This is a genomic window from Agarivorans sp. Z349TD_8 (assembly GCF_050870825.2).
Taxonomy (GTDB): Bacteria; Pseudomonadota; Gammaproteobacteria; order Enterobacterales; family Celerinatantimonadaceae; genus Agarivorans.
Genome location: NZ_CP194037.2, coordinates 102889 through 122114, shown reverse-complemented (window position 1 = coordinate 122114; position 19226 = coordinate 102889). Strand labels below are relative to the sequence as shown.

The 19226-nt window shown below is 48.3% G+C and carries 16 protein-coding genes and 1 pseudogene; 9 read left to right on the top strand and 8 right to left on the bottom strand.

All coding sequences use genetic code 11. The features are described 5' to 3' along the window. Positions 1-2: 2 nt before the first annotated feature. The 4 genes from ACRRS1_RS00550 to ACRRS1_RS00535 all read right to left on the bottom strand — a co-directional run bounded on the left by ACRRS1_RS00550 (position 3) and on the right by ACRRS1_RS00535 (position 4480). Positions 3-1058: a FecCD family ABC transporter permease gene (locus tag ACRRS1_RS00550; protein ID WP_432455151.1), complete on the bottom strand. Its 1056-nt coding sequence runs from the start codon at positions 1056-1058 to the stop codon at positions 3-5. Further along, entirely contained in the window at positions 1058-2155 is a 1098-nt protein-coding gene (locus ACRRS1_RS00545; protein WP_432455152.1) for an ABC transporter substrate-binding protein, read from the bottom strand. Before ACRRS1_RS00545 ends, ACRRS1_RS00550 begins: the two co-directional genes overlap by 1 nt. Positions 2156-2722: 567 nt before the next feature. Beyond that, entirely contained in the window at positions 2723-3367 is a 645-nt protein-coding gene (gene ompW, locus ACRRS1_RS00540; protein ID WP_432455153.1) for an outer membrane protein OmpW, read from the bottom strand. Positions 3368-3697: 330 nt separating this feature from the next. Beyond that, complete coding sequence (locus tag ACRRS1_RS00535) at positions 3698-4480, bottom strand: PhzF family phenazine biosynthesis protein (protein WP_432455154.1); 783 nt, start codon at positions 4478-4480, stop codon at positions 3698-3700. Between the two features lie 225 nt (positions 4481-4705). Here ACRRS1_RS00535 and ACRRS1_RS00530 point away from each other — a divergent pair, with 225 nt between their 5' ends. After that, a complete protein-coding gene (locus tag ACRRS1_RS00530) occupies positions 4706-5584 on the top strand; it encodes a DUF2167 domain-containing protein (protein ID WP_432455155.1) in 879 nt (292 codons plus the stop codon). A gap of 57 nt (positions 5585-5641) precedes the next feature. On the opposite strand, the gene cobA is transcribed toward ACRRS1_RS00530, so the two are convergent. Beyond that, complete coding sequence (gene cobA / locus ACRRS1_RS00525; RefSeq protein ID WP_432468598.1) at positions 5642-6436, bottom strand: uroporphyrinogen-III C-methyltransferase; 795 nt, start codon at positions 6434-6436, stop codon at positions 5642-5644. 339 nt (positions 6437-6775) lie between these two features. Here cobA and yjeH point away from each other — a divergent pair, with 339 nt between their 5' ends. From yjeH to ACRRS1_RS00510, 3 genes are all read left to right on the top strand, one after another. Further along, complete coding sequence (gene yjeH / locus ACRRS1_RS00520) at positions 6776-8062, top strand: L-methionine/branched-chain amino acid transporter (protein ID WP_432468599.1); 1287 nt, start codon at positions 6776-6778, stop codon at positions 8060-8062. Between the two features lie 333 nt (positions 8063-8395). After that, positions 8396-9325, top strand: a complete 930-nt coding sequence (locus ACRRS1_RS00515) for a DMT family transporter (RefSeq protein ID WP_432468601.1) — start codon at positions 8396-8398, stop codon at positions 9323-9325. Positions 9326-9429: 104 nt separating this feature from the next. Further along, entirely contained in the window at positions 9430-9933 is a 504-nt protein-coding gene (locus tag ACRRS1_RS00510) for a M48 metallopeptidase family protein (protein WP_432460603.1), read from the top strand. A gap of 12 nt (positions 9934-9945) precedes the next feature. Here ACRRS1_RS00510 and ACRRS1_RS00505 read toward each other — a convergent pair whose 3' ends face one another. From ACRRS1_RS00505 to ACRRS1_RS00495, 3 genes and pseudogenes are all read right to left on the bottom strand, one after another. Next, positions 9946-10161, bottom strand: coding sequence for an NAD(P)-dependent oxidoreductase (locus tag ACRRS1_RS00505; protein ID WP_432468602.1), 216 nt, complete (start codon positions 10159-10161; stop codon positions 9946-9948). 322 nt (positions 10162-10483) lie between these two features. Beyond that, on the bottom strand, positions 10484-11374 hold the full coding sequence (locus tag ACRRS1_RS00500) for a DMT family transporter (RefSeq protein ID WP_432460601.1): 891 nt from the start codon (positions 11372-11374) through the stop codon (positions 10484-10486). A gap of 340 nt (positions 11375-11714) precedes the next feature. Continuing rightward, a pseudogene (locus tag ACRRS1_RS00495) lies at positions 11715-12317 on the bottom strand (GNAT family N-acetyltransferase). A 599-nt stretch (positions 12318-12916) separates the two neighbouring features. On the opposite strand from ACRRS1_RS00495, the gene ACRRS1_RS00490 reads away from it, so the two are divergent. The 5 genes from ACRRS1_RS00490 (at position 12917) to ACRRS1_RS00470 (ending at position 19191) form a co-directional block, all read left to right on the top strand. Beyond that, a complete protein-coding gene (locus ACRRS1_RS00490; RefSeq protein WP_432468604.1) occupies positions 12917-14317 on the top strand; it encodes a TolC family protein in 1401 nt (466 codons plus the stop codon). 9 nt (positions 14318-14326) lie between these two features. Beyond that, a complete protein-coding gene (locus ACRRS1_RS00485; RefSeq protein ID WP_432468605.1) occupies positions 14327-15310 on the top strand; it encodes an HlyD family secretion protein in 984 nt (327 codons plus the stop codon). Between the two features lie 13 nt (positions 15311-15323). Further along, the gene (locus ACRRS1_RS00480; protein WP_432468607.1) at positions 15324-16499 is read left to right on the top strand and encodes an ABC transporter permease; all 1176 of its coding nucleotides are present in this window, start codon (positions 15324-15326) and stop codon (positions 16497-16499) included. Continuing rightward, complete coding sequence (locus ACRRS1_RS00475) at positions 16496-17668, top strand: ABC transporter permease (RefSeq protein ID WP_432468608.1); 1173 nt, start codon at positions 16496-16498, stop codon at positions 17666-17668. Before ACRRS1_RS00480 ends, ACRRS1_RS00475 begins: the two co-directional genes overlap by 4 nt. Positions 17669-17790: 122 nt before the next feature. Continuing rightward, the gene (locus ACRRS1_RS00470; RefSeq protein WP_432468610.1) at positions 17791-19191 is read left to right on the top strand and encodes a metallophosphoesterase family protein; all 1401 of its coding nucleotides are present in this window, start codon (positions 17791-17793) and stop codon (positions 19189-19191) included. Positions 19192-19226 lie beyond the last annotated feature (35 nt).

Below are 19226 nucleotides of genomic sequence, written 5' to 3'. Positions count from 1 at the left end.
GCTTAGCGCCTCTTACTCATAATCAACCAAAAGAAAAACGGCACACCAATAATCGCGGTTACAATACCGATGGGGAATAAAGCGCCGGGTACAATCACTTTCGACAACACCGAGGCGCTGGACAGCAAAAATGCCCCCACCAAAAATGATAATGGCAAGAAGTAGCGCTGATCTTCACCCACCAGCATACGGGCAATGTTAGGCGCCACAATACCAATAAAGCCGATAATGCCAACAAAACTGGTAGCGGTTGCGGTCATAATGGCCACTATAATCAGAGTCTTAATACGCAAGCGAGCCACATTCACGCCAAGACTCTTCGCCCGTTCTTCCCCTAAGCGAAGCGCTGTTAGTTGCCAGGCATCTTTCAGCAACACCGCGACACAAATCAGCGTTACGATGGCGGTGATTAGAAAATTGGTCCAATTGGCTTTGGTTAAACTACCAAATAACCAAAACAAAATTTGCTGGCTTAATTCCGGCGATGAGATGAATTGCACCAAGGAAAGCAGCGACTGAAACAAAAATAGCAAGGCGATGCCGGCCAGAATTAATTGACCGGAAGTGATATGTCGCATCATCGCCAGGCCAAACAACAAACTTGCCGATAACATGCAACAGGCGAAGGCACCCAGCGGCACCGCGATTTGCGAATGTAAACCCAAGCCGCCAAGATACAACATAAAGGCGGCGCCAAAACCCGCTGCAGCCGCCATCCCCAAGGTATAAGGGCTGGCCATCGGATTATTGAGTAAGGTTTGCATTTCAGCGCCACCCACCCCCAGAGATCCACCAACCACAACCGCCATTAAGGCGATGGGCAAACGCAGATTCATCACGATCACTTTAGTGGTAGTGGTCACCTCAACAGGCGCACCAAGCCCCTCCATTAAGGCCCGAAACACATCCGTCAGGCCCAGTAATGAAGGTCCGGTTGCAATATCCAGCAAAAAGGAAAATGCCAGTAACAGCAGTAAGCCGGCCAAAACCCACCAACGCCGCTTTTCCGAGCGACGTTGGTGATTGACCGCATCTGCAATGAGGCTGGATGCTAGCATTAATCAGTCATTTGTACGGCAAAGCTGCCTTTAGGACTTACAGGCAAATACTTATGATAAAAATCAAGATAATTTTGTGCCGGATCGAGTGCTTTGAAAAGCTCAGGGTACTGCGCTTTTGCAATAAATTGCAGCATGCTGCCGTCAAGGATGGTGCGCGATGCACCTTGGTAAATACCGAACAGACGTTTGTTCTTGACAGCGTCCAGGCTTTCCCAGCCAGCACGTTGAGTGAAGCCTTTAAGACGCTCTACCGCCAGCGATTGAGCAATCCCTTGACCCATCACCATAGCATCCGATTTTTTGCCCGATTCGGTGCCCGTAATGAAGATCACTTGCGGGTTGGAGGCTAATACTTGCTCTGGATTGATTGGTCCCCACCACTCGATGAATGGCGCGGCAATGTTATCGCCACCCGCGCTGGTGACCATCGCGCCCCACATATTTTTACCATAGGTGAAAGAATACTCACTAGGACCCTGGTTCCCAAACTCTACGTAAGTACGTGGTTTTGGTAACTTGGCCTTGGCGATAGTGTCGTGAATATGCTCAACCACCGTCTGATACTCATCAGCAATTTTCGCGGCGCGTGCTTCCTGGCCAGTTAATTCACCGATAATCTGAGTACTTTTTAAGTGACGCTCCAAGGTTTGAGCATTGTAATCCACCACCACAATCGGAATACCGGCGTCTTCAATGGCGTCTACATCCATTCCAAGGCCCTTATACTGCCAGTCAGCCAATAACAACACACTGGGGTTTAGGCTCAGAACTTTTTCAACGGAGAAGGTTTGCGACTCAACTTCACCCACATCTGGAATGGCTTTTAGTGATGGGCGATAGTCGGTGTACAACTGCCAACTCGCGGGGCGCCAGGCTTGCCAAGTATCTTTAGAGATCCCAACCACATGATCAAAGGCCTTCTCAGTACCAATTGCCATGTAGTCTTCAGCATAAAATCCTAGTACCACGCGCTCTGCTGGCACATCCACTTGCACGGAGCGACCCAATACATCTTCAATTATTTTAACTTCTGCTTGAGCCGTCATCGACCACAAAGACATCCCTAAAGCTGCGCTAAACGCCAATCCTTTCATTTAAAACCTCATAAAGCATCTAAAAAGCGAGTGATAATGATTATCATGTGCATTCTATGGATTACTAAGATTGAAGCAAGTTAAATTTCACCTGAATTTTTTAAGCGAGACTTATCCAAGAAAGAGCTAAGATCCTGAAGCAGAGCAATGCTCAGAAAAGAAGGGCTGATGTCACTGCGCACTATAGATGATGGCATATAGCATCACGCTAAGCGCAGTAGCCGAGATCCATGCAGTAAACTAGTTCATTCAACAAACTAACAGGCTTTAAGCAGCGGGACTCTAGCTGGGGAATGACAGCAAGCGTTTAGTTGAAGGTATTGCAATTTCCCTAAAATTTGAAACTAAATATTGAACAGTAGATTAAATTATACGAGTTTTGAAATAAGCGCTAACTCATCGAGTTAGCCGCCAATCAATTCGCTTAATTTGTGCTTTATGGCCCGTAGTCAAAAAAACTAGACCATAAAACTCAAATTTAACAGCCAATACTTTGATCCTTTGATACCGCGCTAATCAAGCACTGCGCAAGAAAAATGTATTCGCGTTTCTTTCAATCGCGCATCATTAAAATTTGTAGCCACCAGAGAGCATCACCACAACTGGGTTGATCTTCACATCTGTAGATTTACTCTCCGTGCCCGCTTTGTAGTGAGCAGTGGTTTCAATATTGGCATACCATATCGAGGCATTTAAGAACCAATTTTCATTGAGTTTATAATCCACCCCGATATTCGCAGCAAGTCCCCAAGAATCATCAAGACTCAAGTCACTGAGACCGGCATTGGTGCCTGTGCTATTAAAAGAACTATCAAAAAAGGTCGTATAATTCACCCCCGCACCGATGTAAGGACGCCAGGCTGATTGCGAATCACCAAAGTAATATTCCGCCATTAAAGTTGGCGGTAAGTGTTTGGTCTTGCCGATATTTCCAAGCCCCCCCAGATCGGTAGAAATCTCATGCGAGAAAGGTGTTGCGGCGAGCAACTCTATTCCAACATTATCACTCATCATATAATCAAGGTTCAGGCCTAATTGAGTATCCGAATTAACCGCCAACTGGCTCGAAGTCCCCAAAATACCATCACTACTGTCATTCGGTATCACACTCGCAACCCCGGCACGCACAAAGAAATCCCCTTTCTCGTGAGCCAATACATTGCTAGAACTGAATGCGGCAACAACAGCAATCGCACATAACGTCTTTTTCATTTTATTTTTCCTTTACTTATGGTTGATCAAACGTTGCTATTTTGTTTGCGCACAGTAACACGAAATAACCATACAACTTTGATGGATATCAATTTGCAACAAAATACAGCATAAATTATTTCGACGCGTGATCTTAATTAACATTTACCAATAAGTGTTGACATGGCGATAGATATTGACCGAAGCCTTTAAAAGCAGTCATTAAAATGGACAAGCAGTCATCCCTCAGAATCACTTGTTTAACAGAAATGTTCGGGGCGAGATCTAAGCTGGCCGTTGGTGGCATGACAGGAAAAACAAGACCTTTGAGGTCCCATTCAATCGCCTAAACTAGATCCGTGGTTTCGCCTGAGCAGAAAGCACGATGGCCTGATTCGACGCTTTTTCGATTTTAAATTGTCCACCACTGCTGGAAAGCTGGCGTGCATATAGCTCTCGACACTTTAATTGATCGAACCAATAGGGCGCCAAAGAACAATGCGCAGAGCCAGTTGCGAGATCTTCGGGGATCCCAATCTTGGGGGCGAAGTATCGCAGTACATACTCATTATCACTGGATTGTGCCGTCACCATAAAGGCATGCTGATCTTCGATTAATTTGAGCTGTTCAAAATCGGGTTTAAAACTCGCTACAGCCGCTTCAGAATCCAAAACAAGAACCATATCTCGGGTGGTAAATACATCCCGATGTTTAGGTAGCAAAAATTCATTGCCCAGCATATTTGAGGCATATGGTTTTGCCCGCCAGCTAGGTAGCGTCATTGAAAAAAAACCTTGGTTCTCCGATACCCTTAGCTGACCATAACGACTTTGAAAGTCGACTTGCTTGCGCTGGTAGCGCTTGATGATTTCGGCCCCCGCCCCCAGACTGCCATGCCCACAAAGGTTTATTTCACCCAGCAGTGAAAACCACCGAATGTGGTAAGTTTTGTCTTCGACAAGTACAAAAGATGTCACTGGCTGGGCAATTTCTCTGGTTAAGTCGAGTAACTCAGCATCACTCAGCCAGCGCTCGAGCACCACCACGCCACAAGGATTGCCTGCGGCAAATTCACCACAAAACACATCGTAGACATATGATTTGATATTCCAGCCCCTTATTTTGTCGTTCAAAGCGCTTCGCGAGCCCCCTTGCTCATGTGTTAGGCATTGAGTCTATGAAATGAGCCTCATGAGAGTCGCATTGCCTGATGCGTCTCATCTTACACCATCCATGGCACTAGCAAATAAAAGTAGCTCATTTACAACTACTTGTAACGATGGAGATTTGAATCAATAAAATAGGCAGCAAGTCATTTACAATAGCCGCCGACATCAAATATGAGAACAGGGATAGTTATGTTTTACCGAATCATCTTCAGCAGCCTGCTGTTATGTTTATCCGCAACGGCCAGCAGCAACGATGCAAACGATCAAGACTACCAACAGTGGGCGCGTGGGATCTGGCAGTCCTTAGATCGGCAGACCGGTGAAATTGTCATTTCCGATGCCAACGCCACCTTGAACGTTCCCGATTCTTTTTATTACTTAAATCCGGAAGACTCAAAAACGGTACTGGAACAAGTGTGGGGTAATCCACCGGGACAGCAGGTTTTAGGCATGCTTTTCCCCGCAGAGTATACCCCTTTTGATTCAGATTCATGGGCAGTCAGTATCCAGTACGAGGAAGATGGTTACGTTTCAGATAGCGATGCCGAAGACATCGACTATGTTGAACTACTGCAAGAAATGCAAGCCGATACCAAGGCCGATAACCAGCAGCGGATCGAACAAGGCTATGAAAGCATCCAATTAGTCGGCTGGGCAGCAAGCCCTTACTATGATGCTAGTCACCATAAACTACACTGGGCAAAAGAACTCAAATTTGGCGACCAAGAAGTCCATACCCTAAACTACAACATTCGGATCTTAGGTCGAAAAGGTGTGTTAGTACTAAACTTTATTGCCAACATGGATCAGCTGGCAACCATCTCTGCAAATCTGGATTCGGTATTAGCTTTAGCCAACTTCGATCAAGGCTCTAGCTATCTCGATTTCAATCCCGATATCGACCAAGTGGCGGCCTACGGCCTAGGCGCTTTAGTGGCAGGGAAAGTGATAGCTAAAACTGGTTTCTTTGTTGTCGCCTTGTTATTTTTAAAGAAATTTGCAGTTATTATTGTGGTCGGTTTAGGGGCGCTGCTAAAAGGTCTTTTTCGCCGTAAAAAGGCTGATTAAACCATTCGCTAACCAAGCTAAAGTCGGGCGATGTTCGGCTTTATTAATCGAACGAAATCAATCGCTCAGCTCTGGCTTGAACCACCCCAGTTGCTGATGTAATTTGGTCACGCTACCCACCACGATCAGCGAAGGACTTTCGGCCTGCGCCGCCAGCTCAGCCAATTGCGCCAAACAACCCGTGAAAACCCGTTGCTGTGGCGTGGCACCGCGTTCGATAATCGCACAAGCAGTACTAGCCGCTAAGCCATTGCTCAACAAATTAGCTTGGATCTGCGGACATTGCTTCAAGCCCATATAAAATACTAAGGTATGATTCGCGTGGGCCAAAGAAGGCCAATCTATATCTTCACCGTGCTGTTTTAAGTGACCGGTAATAAACTGCACGCTCTGGGCGTGGTCTCGATGGGTCAGTGGAATCCCCGCATAGGCGGTGCAGCCTACCGCAGCCGTAATACCAGGTACCACCTCGTAGCGAATCGTCGCCTCGGCCAAAGCTTGTAATTCTTCACCACCGCGGCCAAAAATAAACGGGTCGCCGCCCTTTAAACGCACCACATGTTTACCCAACGTGGCTTGCTCAACCAAGATTTGGTTGATCTCGGCTTGCGGCACAAAGTGATGGTCCAACTTTTTACCCACATACACCATCTCGGCTGTGGGTGAGGCCAAATCAAGAATCTCTTGCGAGACTAAGCGATCATAAACAATCACATCGGCGCAGCGGATCCGTTTCACCGCTTTGACCGTCAATAGCTCAGGATCACCGGGACCCGCTCCCACCAACGAGACAAAGCCCTGTTGCTGTTGAAAGGAATCGGTATATTGGTCATCAGGCTGACTGTCAGACATGCTTATCTCGCTATAAAATTAAAGTCTATGTTTCATAAAATAATCTAAGCCATTGTTTTGTCTTACCATTTATTGGAAGTCATCACAGCGGTTAAACGGTATTTGGGCTAGAATACCAGTAAGCTAAGAGGATGAACACCGTCCTTAAAAATGTCTTGATATTGCTCAAATTCAACGCATCCTCTGCCATCGACTCGACTCATCAAACTTCACCACACTCACCGTTAAATTCACGGTCAGTACCGACACTCTGTCGCGCAATTCCGTTGACTTAACAGCTAGCAAAATTGCGGTTCGGCGTTATCATCTTTAGCTAACCGTTATCAAACAGAGTCTAGGATGAGCCGTTTAAATCAACAATTGGGTATTGGCCAAGGTGTCGCCTTACTCGCGACCTCATTATTAGGAACCGGAATTTTTGTGGTACCAGCCATGGCCGCCAGTATCGCCGAGCGAAGTGCTTTGGTGGCATGGTTAATATTGCTGGCACTGGTATTACCGATTGCCTTTACCTTTGCCGCACTCGGCAAGCGTCACCCCCATGCCGGAGGTGCGGCCCATTTTGTAGGAAAAGCCTTGGGTGACCGGGCAGAAAAGATGACCGCCTTTCTGTTTATTTCGGTGCTACCCGTAGGTTTGCCAGCAGCCTTAGTGATGGCCACAGGTTTTTGGCAATCACTGTTTCAGCTCAGCGCCTTCAGCGCACTGGCAATCCAACTATTGAGCCTCTTCGCAATGCTACTCTTGGGATTAGGAGGCGCAAAACTATCTGGAAATGTACAGGGTTTAATCGCTATTGCCATCATCACGTTGGTGGGCATGTTATGGTGGAAAGCCGATATTCACCTGACCGATGTACAGCTTCCCCGTCATATTGATGTGCCCAGTATCGCCCCAGCACTCACCGTTATGTTTTGGTGTTTTGTCGGTATCGAAGCCTTTGCCCACATGGGCGAAGAGTTTCGCCGCCCAGAACGGGATTTTCCGATCGCGCTATTACTCGGCGCGCTATTGGCTGGCATTGTTTATTGGGCGGCCTCGGTGGTGGTTTTAAAATACGGAGCCTTTGGCAACCAATACGCGAATACTCAATCCCTGCCCCATTTGGTCGCCATATTGTTTGGCCCGCAGGCCAAATGGCTGGCGGCGATGGTAGGTTACTTGGCTTGTTTTGCCAGCATTAACATCTACATACAAGGTTTTGCTCGGCTCATATGGAGTATGGCCGACGAACAGCAACTGCCAAGCTTATTTGCACATTTGTCTAAGAGCAAGGTGCCAACAACTGCCTTATTTAGCATCGTGGGTGCCTGCGGACTCAGTTGTATCGCTGCTTGGCTCCTCGACTTACCCCTAGAGCACCTGATCCGCTACGCCAATGGCAATTTTATTGTGGTCTACCTACTCAGTATGCTCGCCGGTAGTATTCTTCTGCCGGGAGTGGCTCGCTACCTCGCACTATTTAGTGCAGCCCTGTGTGCTCTGCTGTTATTCGAACTCGGTTGGCAAAGTGCCTATGCACTGTTACTCTGCTTGGCTTTCCTTAGCGGACACGCCCTGTTAAGAGCCAGAGCCAGAGCCAGAGCCAGATCAAAAATAAACCAAGCCGGACAAGGGATAAACTAATTTCTTTGCCGCATCGCAGCGCCCTCAGTGGAGCGGCGCTGCCTGTTTGACCAGCGCTTTATCCCGATTTAACAAAATACCGCCTTGAATTCACAGGGCATTCCACTTAGATTAAAGATCCACCATCAAGGATCAAAACATGCACTTATTCCATCACACCTTAAGCAACAGTAAGCCGCTCCGCACCAATGCGAGGTGTCAAGGGCTTGATCTGTGGTGGCACAGAACTCAAGCAGCGGTGAACAATAAGATTTAATTGTTACTGGCTGCGAAGCGCAGCCGGTGAATATGCCTTCGTAGCCTCTTTCTCTCTCCATAGAAGGCAGCCAAGACATGAATATTACCCACTACTTTCGCTTTGCCACACGACGGCGCATCCCCCTTGCTCCCAGCAGTCTTGGCTTACTGTTTGCCTTACTCGCAACCGCCTTATTTTCACTGAAAGGCATTTGGATAAAACTCGCCTACCAACATGGCATCGACCCCACTAGCCTAATGACCCTGCGCATGGCCTTTAGTTTACCGCTCTATGTCGGCCTTGGCTTATGGTGGTGGCAACAGGGCCATTTTACTCACAAGCCGATCGCCAGCCACCTCTTAAAGGCAGCAGCAGTTGGCATCAGCGGTTACTACCTTGCCAGCTATTTGGATTTAAGTGGATTGCAGTATGTCTCAGCCCCCTTGGAACGTGTGGTACTCTACGCCTACCCCAGTTTTACCATCATCCTGAGTTGGCTGATTTACCGCCAAAAACCACAACGACTGGTGGTGTTCGCTTTACCTCTCAGCTGGTTAGGTGTTGCCATGATGATGTGGAGTGAAACCAAGGGCCAAATGGTCAATCAAGATCTACTGCTAGGCACCGGGCTGGTGATTGCCAGCGCCTTTAGCTTTGCCTGTTATCTGGTTTTCAGTAAAACAATAGTCAGTCAAATCGGTAGCCAGGCTTTTACCTGTATTGCGATGATTGCCGCAAGTTTAGCTATCTTTGTTCACTTTTCATTGCAAGATAGTTCAACTCAGCTCAACCACTATGCTCCGTCCGTTTATGGCTATGCGCTGTTTTCAACGATGATCCCCTCCTTTCTGTTTAGCGAAGCGATCCATCGAATCGGCGCACAAAAAACCGCCATCTCTGGCAGTGTCGGGCCGATCTTTACCCTCTTGATGGCCTGCTATTTATTAGAACACTCGGTCAGCTGGGGGCAAATCCTCGGCATCGGTCTGGTGGTGGCGGCCGTGACGCTGCTGAACCGCAAATAAACTTAAGCCTTGGCGCCAAATTCGTTATAGTGCGCCAGCCCCGCCCGGCCTTAAGCGCCGAGTGGGTATTGAATTAACCCTTGCACAGGAGCCACAGCCCGACCATGTCGACTCTTAAATACCTCAGTGCCTACCCCAGCGAATTAAGTGACCGGATCCAGTACTTACTCGACCAGCAACAATTAGCCGAGTTTTTACTGAACAAATACCCCAAGGTCCACCAAATCCATAATGACAAAGAGCTACGCGACTACGCCACCGAGTTAAAAAATCGTTATATTCGTAAATCGGCCCCCTTAAGCAAGGTGATTTACGATCCAAAAATTCATGTGGTAAAACATGCGCTGGGCCTACATAGCTATGTTTCCCGAATACAAGGCAGCAAACTCAAGAGCAAGAACGAAATTCGCATCAGCAAACTGTTTCAAAAAGTTCCGGAACCTTTTTTAAAGATGATTGTGGTGCACGAGCTGGCCCATCTCAAAGAAAAAGAGCATAACAAAGCCTTCTATCAGCTCTGTCAGCATATGCTGCCCAACTACCACCAGCTAGAGTTTGATACTCGGGTCTACCTTACCCAACTGGAAGAGCTCGGGCCCATTTATTAGTGTTTTCACAGGCTAAATTTGATGCAGTAAAGCCAGGCCTTGGGAAAATCGACGGGTATTTTCCAGCAGCTGCTTCACAATTGCCGTATTCGACGCTTCAGAAGCCATATGGGGGGTCACAGAAACCTTGGGATGTAGCCATAAAGGATGTTTTGCGGCCAAAGGTTCTTCGTCAAAGACATCCAAAATCGCCCCGCGCAAACGTCCTTGATCGAGCGCAATAAGCACAACAATCAATCAGGAGGGAGTGACTAATACCAGCCAGATCGATGATTAAACGGGCCCTGTTCATTCAGGGGCCATCCCATGTATTCGGACCTATCAGAAATATAATAAGGAGACAGGTTGTCGTGAACCTGACGAGATCCCAGTTCAATGTCCCTGAGCGACACCTTCATCGAACACCTTCTGGCTCTATCCTGCCTGCACCGCAGACAAATGGGCTAAGGGACAACCACGGAGCTAATTTAGCCTTCATAAACAGTCATACGGTGTACCCGCAGCGGACCGTCGCTCACTTTAAGGTACCCACGTAGATTGCTAACTTCCACTACGAATCAACCGGGCTAGCTCTTTTGCCAAGCACCCAAATACTGAGCATCAGCAATCCGCCGCCCAGCAGTTGCAGGTGACTCATCTGAGCTCCGAGGATGAAAGCCGAGAGCACTACCGCGGTGAGGGGCTCTAAAAGCGTGGCGACGGTAAGGGTTGTTGGGCTCAGTTTGGCAGCCCCCCAACTAAATGCCAACAGCGCCAGAGCCGCAGTCACCACGCCCAAATATAGAAACCAAGCTTGTGGTGGGACCGCAACTGGCCAGCTTAATGGTCGAAACAGTCCAAAGATCGCCATCACAAGTGTCGCAATGACGGTGAGGCAGGTGGTTGACTGGCCCGCGCCTAACACCTTCGACAAGCGGCCACTAGTCATCGAAAATCCAGCATAAAGAAAAGCCGATACCAGCGAGAAAGCGATGCCGATGACCACATTTTTAAAATCTGCCGCGGTATTCGCCTCGCCATGCTGAAACACAATCAATATGGTGCCAATAATCGCCGCAACCAATACGCTGAAGAGTTGACGGTCAATGATTTCCTGGCCTCGAACAACCGCAACCATAGTCACTAAAACCGGAGGCAGGCAAAGTGCGATCAGAGTCGGCACTGCTGCGCCCATCCGCTCGATGCCGAGAAACCAGCACAATACATAACCAGCCATTGCGATACCAGCGATCGTCAAGCGACCTAAAACCGGCTGAACCAAGCGCCAATGAATGTTTTTACCAAAGATCCCAAGCAAAACCACAGAACCAATCGCAAAACGCCAAAATGATATATTCTCTGGCGTGAAACCATGCTGCGCCACCAATAGGTTCACCACCAATGCCCCCGTTCCCCAAAGAAAACCCGCACCACAAGCGGCAAGCAGTGCTAAGACTGGCATAGGGACGGCCCTCTCAAACGGTATGAAAGGTCCGAGTAAAGCCACTTTCCAAAGCTATTGTCGTATTTCATCATTTGCTTCACAGTTTATACTTCCTGATTACTTGATTAGCTGCGCTCCATGACTCAAGCCAAGCGAGTCGCATTTTTGACGAGAGAATTCATCTTCTTGATAACACGGTAAATCGGCAGTTAATCTGCGTTGACAATGAATCACGTTGCTAATATCGCCAGTTAATCTGCGTTGAATCGAACCACACAACTCCCTTTATCCATAATTGCCGCTCTGCCTTGCTATTCCCTGTTTAGCCAAAGACTAAGCATACGGAAATGATCGTTCGCTAAGATTTCGAAGCGCTGAGTCCGGTGCTTTTTGCTTGTGAAAAAACCGACAAAGGCTGTTTTTCGAGCCACTGTTGTTTCGTGATTTGATACAGGCAATGCCGCTCCAATCGATGTCCAGCCGATAATTGAGGATGATTAAAATCTTGCTGAGTATTTAGCATCCCCAATTTCAACATCACCCGCTGAGAGGCTCGATTCTGTATTGCCGTAAATGCATACACCGAAGTCACAGCTAACTTTAAAAAGGCAAATTCCAAGGCTTTTTCCGCCGCTTCGGGGGCGTAGCCGAGTCCCCAACAGTCTGAAGATAAACGCCAGCCAATTTCAATCAATGGCGCATCAGGAATGCCGCTAGTGTCATCTTACTGATGCAGTCCAACAAATCCAATAAATTGGCCCGTCGATTTCAACTCAAGGGCCCAAAACCCCCAGCCTCTTTCTGAAATAAGATTTTGAATACGCTTGGCTTGTTGGTCGCTTTCCGGGGTTGAAAGGACTGCCGGAAAATAGCGCATCACTCTGGGATCTGCATTCAATTGCGCATACGCTCGATAATCTGCACAAGTCCATTGCCGAAGGACTAATCGCTTGGTTTCCATTTTTATCGTCTTTGTTACTCCTAAGCAAATGATATCTGCAGCACATTGCTTGCAGGCTAAAGCAGCAGCTTGATATTTATGAATTAATTGGTGCTCTAATACAATAAAAAATCAGCTTAAAAAGCCGGCTACTCAAGCAAAGGCCACTCGGTATGCCAGCCTGTTATTCGCAGACTTCACCAGCATGACAATGGCCCCTGCTTCACAATCTCGTCTTAGCTGCTGCAACATCAGCTGTCATGGTGGCGTCGATATCTCTATTGTTATTTTTCCAGACAAGCACATAAGCAGATAGCACAGCTTCGTGACAAAACCACCACTGAAGCCCTGCTTCCTACTCCCATCTATCGCGGGCTCTCAGAGCCTAAATTGAGTAAAGAGCCAGTCAATTGAAACAAAACTGCTATTGCTCAATCTCATGATGATCAACAGTGACCAAGATCCTTAGCAAATAACGCGACGCTGCCCCAGTAATCGGCTTATAAAAGGATTTACACTAAGGCTTGTCCAGACGCACATTGCAACCACGAAAGGCTTGAACCAGCCTTAAGGATTAAGCTAGAGTAAATATTCTAATTAGATAGGAACCGACCATACTGATGAGGTACTTTTTACGCTGCGCGATTACCGCGACTTGCTGGTTTGGCGCAAGCGCATTCATCTTGATCTCCACAGCACAGGCCATGAGTTTCGAGCAGGCCTGGCAACAAGTACTGCAACATAACGACAGCTTAGCCGCCGATAAAGCCAATTTGGCGCGCAGTGAGGCTTTGCGTGATGCAGCGACCGATCTGTATTACCCCAAAATAGATCTCAGCGGCAGCTATACCCGTTTGGAGAAACCAGTCGCGCTCGATCTCAAAGACCTAGAACCTCTGGCCTCGCTCGACCCAAGTACCCTAGACCCAGTGCTGGCACAAATTCTTGGACCGCTACTTCAGTTACCCACGACGACCAACTTCACCGAGCAAAATATCACCACCAGTTCCATCCGCGCTATTTGGCCGCTTTACCTGGGCGGCCGACGCGGTGCCGCGATTGATATCGCGCGCGAACAACATATCGAAGCCGCTAAAATCTTAGCGATGCGACAGCAGGCGAAGTTTGAAGATTTGGCTCGCGTCTATTTTGGCGTGGTTCTCACCACTCAGGTCGCCCAAACCTACCAAGAAGTCGAAGATGGTCTCGCCAAACATCGACGCAACGCGATGAAGCTAGAGCAACAAGGACAAATCGCGCTGGTAGAACGTCTGCAGGCCGATGCATCCTACGATAAGGCCAAAGTTGATACCAAAAAAGCGCTGCGCAACTACCAAATCGCGCAACTCGCCTTAAGTAAGCTATTACATCAAGACACGGCGATCCAGCCGGCCACCAAGCTATTTACCGAACCTCGCATCCCAGCCCTCGCAGCTTTTATGTCAAAAACACTCAGCAGCTACCCCGGCCTCGCGATTCTCGACAGCAAGGCAGAGCAGGCCAAAAACATGCAGATTATTGCCAAAAGTCTTTACCAGCCAGAGGTTTACATGTTTGGTAACTACCAACTTTACGAAGGAGACAGTCTGGCAGCTAAAGTCTCGCCTGACTGGATGGTCGGCCTTGGCGTATCAGTGCCCTTAGTCGATAACAGCGGTCGCTCGGGCAAAGTACAAGCCGCCCATAGCAACCTTGTCCAAATCCATTATTTACATGCTCAAGCCGAGCGAGACCTGAGCCTACTCGTTGAAAAAACCTACCGCGAAGCCGAACAAGCCTTAGAAGAATATCAGGGTCTGGAATCCAGCCTCGCCCTAGCGCAAGAAAACCTGCGGATCCGTCTCAAGGCTTTTAGCCAAGGTTTAGCCACCTCATTAGATGTGGTGGATGCTGAACTATTTCAGGCGAAGGTCAAAACCCAACGCCAATCGGCAGCTTATAATCATGTTATCGCGTTGGCTAAGCTCACTGCACTGAGTGGTGAAATGGACCGGTTTTCACAATATTATCGATTTAACTAAGGCCTGATTATGCGTAAGTTTTCCGCTCTATTACCCATCGCACCGTTACTGGCAATTATTGCTTGGGTCGGCTATTCCTTTTGGCAAGCCTATCAACCGCAGGCACAAACTCTGCAGGGGCAAATCGAGGCCCAGCAATACAACATTTCTTCAAAGGTAGCGGGACGGATCGATCAAGTCTTGGTTAAAAAGGGTGAACAGGTTGAGCCAGGACAACTGATCTTCTCAATTACCAGTCCTGAACTCGAAGCCAAACTAGAGCAAGCCAAAGCCGGTCAACAAGCCGCGTCGGCAATCGCCGAACAGGCTGAAAATGGGGCTCGCAGCCAAGAAATATCAGCGGCCAAAGATCAATGGCAAAAAGCTCAAGCGGCCACTCAGCTAAGCGAAAAGACCTATCAACGGGTCAATAACCTCTTTAAAGACGGTGTGGTCTCTGAGCAAAAACGCGACGAAGCCTATACCCAATGGCAAGCAGCCCGCTACACTGAAAATTCGGCATCCGAAATGTATCAAATGGCCAAGGCTGGCGCGCGTGACGAAACCAAAAAAGCCGCCGTCGAACAGCTGCGAGCTGCCGCTGGGAAAGTGGCCGAAGTGCAAGCCTATGCCAGTGATACCTTAGTGAAAAGCTGGCACGCTGGCGAAGTCAGTCAAATTTTGCTGCAGCAAGGCGAGCTAGCCCCTACAGGTTTTCCAGTCGTTTCAATCATCGACATGCAAGATGCCTGGCTGATTTTACATGTGCGCGAAGATCAGCTCAGCCGATTTCAGAAAGATCAGCAGTTTAGTGCCATGCTGCCCGCCTTAAATAATCAACAGGTTGATTTTAAAGTTTCCCATGTGGCGGTAATGGGGGATTTTGCCACCTGGCGGGCCACCGACAGTCGCACCGGGTTTGACCTGCGCACCTTTGAAATTGAAGCGAGGCCCACCCAAGCAGTACCGCAACTGCGAGTCGGCATGAGTGCCATTATCACTCTTGAACACTAGGCGAAACCTGCTGATGTCTTCACCATCACCTCGCTTTTCACAACTGCTGGCGCAACAGTGGCACCAGCTGCGACAAGATGCATGGTTAAGCGCCTTGCTCAGCTGGGTTCCCTTACTGTTATTTGTACTGTTATGGTGGATTTTTTCCGCAGGGCTTACCCGAGATTTAACCATCGCAGTGGTCGACCATGATCACAGCCAATTGTCGCGTAGCCTTATCGCCCACTATGATGCCAGCCCAAGCTTGCAGGTGCAGAGTGTAACCGACCAAGTGGAGGCAGGGGCCCTGCTCCGCACTGGTCAAGTGAACGCGTTACTCATTATCCCCAATCAGCTTGAGCAACATACCAAACTGGGTCAGGCACCTACCGTGGCCGCCTATTATAATGGCCAACTGATGGTGGTGGGTAAGCAAATCAACTCGGCATTGCAAAAAAGCCACGCCACTTTTAATGCCAAAGTTGCACTGCTCAGAGTCCTCAGCCAAGGGAATACTCAAACCTCGCAAGCACTGGCCCAAGCTGTCCCCATTCGCAACCAAATTAGTGCGCTGTTTAACGGCAATAGCAACTACGCTCAATTTATCGTTTCGGCAGCCCTACCAGCTTTTTGGCAAGTGCTCTGCATGGTGGTGATGGTACTCGCCCTTGGCGCAGAACTGCGTGAGCAAAGTTTTCGGTCTTGGCTTAAAAAGGATGCCAGCAAGAAAATTGCCGCTAAACTATTATTTTTTGGCGCCTTACTATGGCTACAAGGAGTGTTGTTTTGTAGCCTAATGTTTACCAGCTTCGACTGGCCAATGCGGGGCTCATGGAGCATCCTATTGCTGGCCTTAGTGCTTTGTGTATTGGCCTCACAAGCCATTGCCCTGCTGTTTATCTTATTATTTGAAGATCTTGCTCGCGCTTTAAGTTTCGCCGCCGCCCTCACCGCGCCAAGTTTCGCCTTTATGGGGGTGACCTTCCCAGTGAGTGATATGCCTTGGTTTGCCCAATTCTGGCGAAGCTTAATTCCGGTTTGCCACTACATCGAAATCCAAATCACTCAGGCAAACTATGGGGCACCAATGTTGCAATCACTGCCCGCACTCAGCCACTTGCTGATATTCCTATTGGCTTTCGTCAGCGCGGCATGGCTAGTCAAGCTGCGTTTTCAGGGATTATCACAACCTGATGAGTCCGTATCATGAACAGCTACCTATTGCTGCGGCTAGAGATACGGCGGCTGCTCGCCAATCGAGCCCTGTTACTCACCGCCATTGGGGGCTTGCTGTTTTATGCCTTTCTCTACCCTCGACCCTATATGCAACAAAGCCCTCGAGAACAGCAGATAGCAGTGGTCAATCACGATGGCAGTCAGTTCAGTCGGCAACTACTTAGGATGGTCGATGCCAGCCCACTGATCAAAGTAAGCGCACAGGTGGCCAGCATTGAACAGGCTCAGCAACTGCTAGTGGAACGCCGTGTTGGCGGCTTACTGGTGATCCCGAAACACTTTTATCGTGACCTATTGCAGGACCGCTCTCCAGCGCTCTCCTATGCTGGCGATGCTTCTTATTTCTTAGTTTACAGCACCATTGTAGAAGGCCTAAGTACCACCGCTGGTACTTTAGCGGCGCAAACCAAGGTCAGCAAAATGCTTATCGAAGGCATCCCTCTTAAAGGTGCCGCCGAATCACACACGCCCATCAAGCTGAGTAGCAATCCGGTTTTTAATGCCAATCAAGGCTATTTAGATTATGTATTACCCGCTGTCTTTATTATCTTGTTACACCAAACTTTGTTAATCGCCGTAGGCCTACACGCCACTCCCAGTCGCCCTGCACTCAAACCCAATTATCTGCATTTTGTGCCCGCCTGGAAGTTGGTGCTGGTACGCAGCCTGTTGTTTGTGGCCCTCTACAGCGTACTCAGCTGCTTCTATCTTGGTTTTGTACTTGATTATTACCAGGTTCACCTCTGGGGACATATGGCAGACATCGCGGCCATGCTGCTGCCCTTTCTGCTTGCAAGCTGCGGTTTTTCAATGTGTATCGCAACCCTATTACCAAAACGCGATTACGCCACGGTGGTCGGTTTGATAAGTTCTCTGCCGATTGTATTTGGCTGCGGATTTATTTGGCCACAGAGCGCGATCCCGATGCCAATCAACATGCTAGCCGATTTAGTTCCCGCCAAACCAATGGTGCTGGGCCTATTAAAGCTCAACCAAATGGGCGCCAGCTTTACTGAAGTGCAAAACCACTTTACTCATTTATGGTTGTTGGCGGTCATCTACTTACTATTGGCGGTGGCGATGAATCAATATAAGTCGCCAAGTCCTAAAGACAATAATTCAAAATTCTCAAACCATATTTAAGCCTGAATTCATTATCTGTTTGTTCTAAATCAATAAAAAAAAGCCTTTCATAATTCTGTCACCCAATAGTCATCCGACCAGCCTAGCGTGAATTCATCTTTCATCAATCAAAGAGAAAATTCATGACTAATTTTAATCGAAGAAAATTTTTAAAGACCACTGCATTACTAGGCTCTACTATCACTCTGGGTCACAGCTTAAGCGCATGTCACCAGAGCAGTAGCTCACAAAGCCGCAGCGCTTCAGACACCCTGCGCTTTGCGGTACTCTCCGATCCTCACGTCTATAACCTCGCATTAGGTACGACTGGGCAGGCCCTTGAAAATTACCTCGCAGAAGATCGTAAAATGCTCCTCCAAAGCGGTGAAATCTTAAGTGCAATTGTGCAGCAGTTACTGCAACAACCGGAGCTGGATGCATTGTTAATCCCCGGCGACCTTACCAAAGATGGCGAGCTCGTGTGTCACCAAAAAGCACTCGAATTATTACAACCATTACGCGATGCGGGGAAAAAAGTGTATGTCATACCGGGCAATCACGACATCAACAATCCCGACGCGGTCTCCTTTAATGGCGATACAACGAGCGCGGTCGAGACTGTCAATGCTGAACAATTTGCCTCTTTATATGCAGATTTTGGCTACCAGCAAGCACTCTATCGACACGACAACTCTTTGAGCTATATCGCCGAGCCAACTAGCGGGGTTTGGTTGGTCGCACTAGACTCTTGCAAGTATCAAGATAACGCCAGTCTCGGCTCCCCGGAAACCTCTGGCGCTTTATCTGATGATTTACTGGGTTGGCTACAACCACTACTCACTGAAGCACAGGCACAAAACAAATTAGTGTTTGGGATGCAACACCATGGCCTCGTTGCGCACTTTGCCAGCCAACGGACCATTTTCCCGGAATACCTGATTGATGACTATGAGTCCGTCGGTGCGATGCTGGCAGCTTATGGCTTAAATTTAGTTTTTACCGGACATTTTCATGCGCAAGATGCCAGCATGGCTGATTATAATGGGGATGGCTCAACTCTTTTATATGATGTAGAAACAGGCTCCACCGTCACTGCGCCCTGCCCTTATCGTCTAGTGGATGTAAACATCGCGGATCAAAGCTTCAATATCTCGAGTCTCTTCATCGATAGCATCACTTCCATGAGCAACTTTGCCGAATATAAAGAAAACTTTATCAACCAAGGTATGCTCAGCCTATATCGTCGCTATCTGGCTCAAATGGGATTGACTGGCGATAGTCTGAATCAATTTGCCAGCTTAGCTGCCTCGTTACACGTTGCTCATTACAAAGGCGATGAGTCCACCGAAACCAGCACTCTCACTACGTTACAGGCCTTGGCTTCTAGCCCCGATGCCAACACCGCTTATTTGGGAAATGCGCTATTAGGCTTAGCCGTCGATCCAGGGTTAAGTGATAATCAACTCGCGTTGTCACTCTCTGGGGAAAGCATTGCTCTGTTCACCTTGATCAAGCGAGTACTCCATCGCAAGGCGCTCGCTTAGCGCGAGTGTCTAAAACAGAGAAGCAAACCAACACC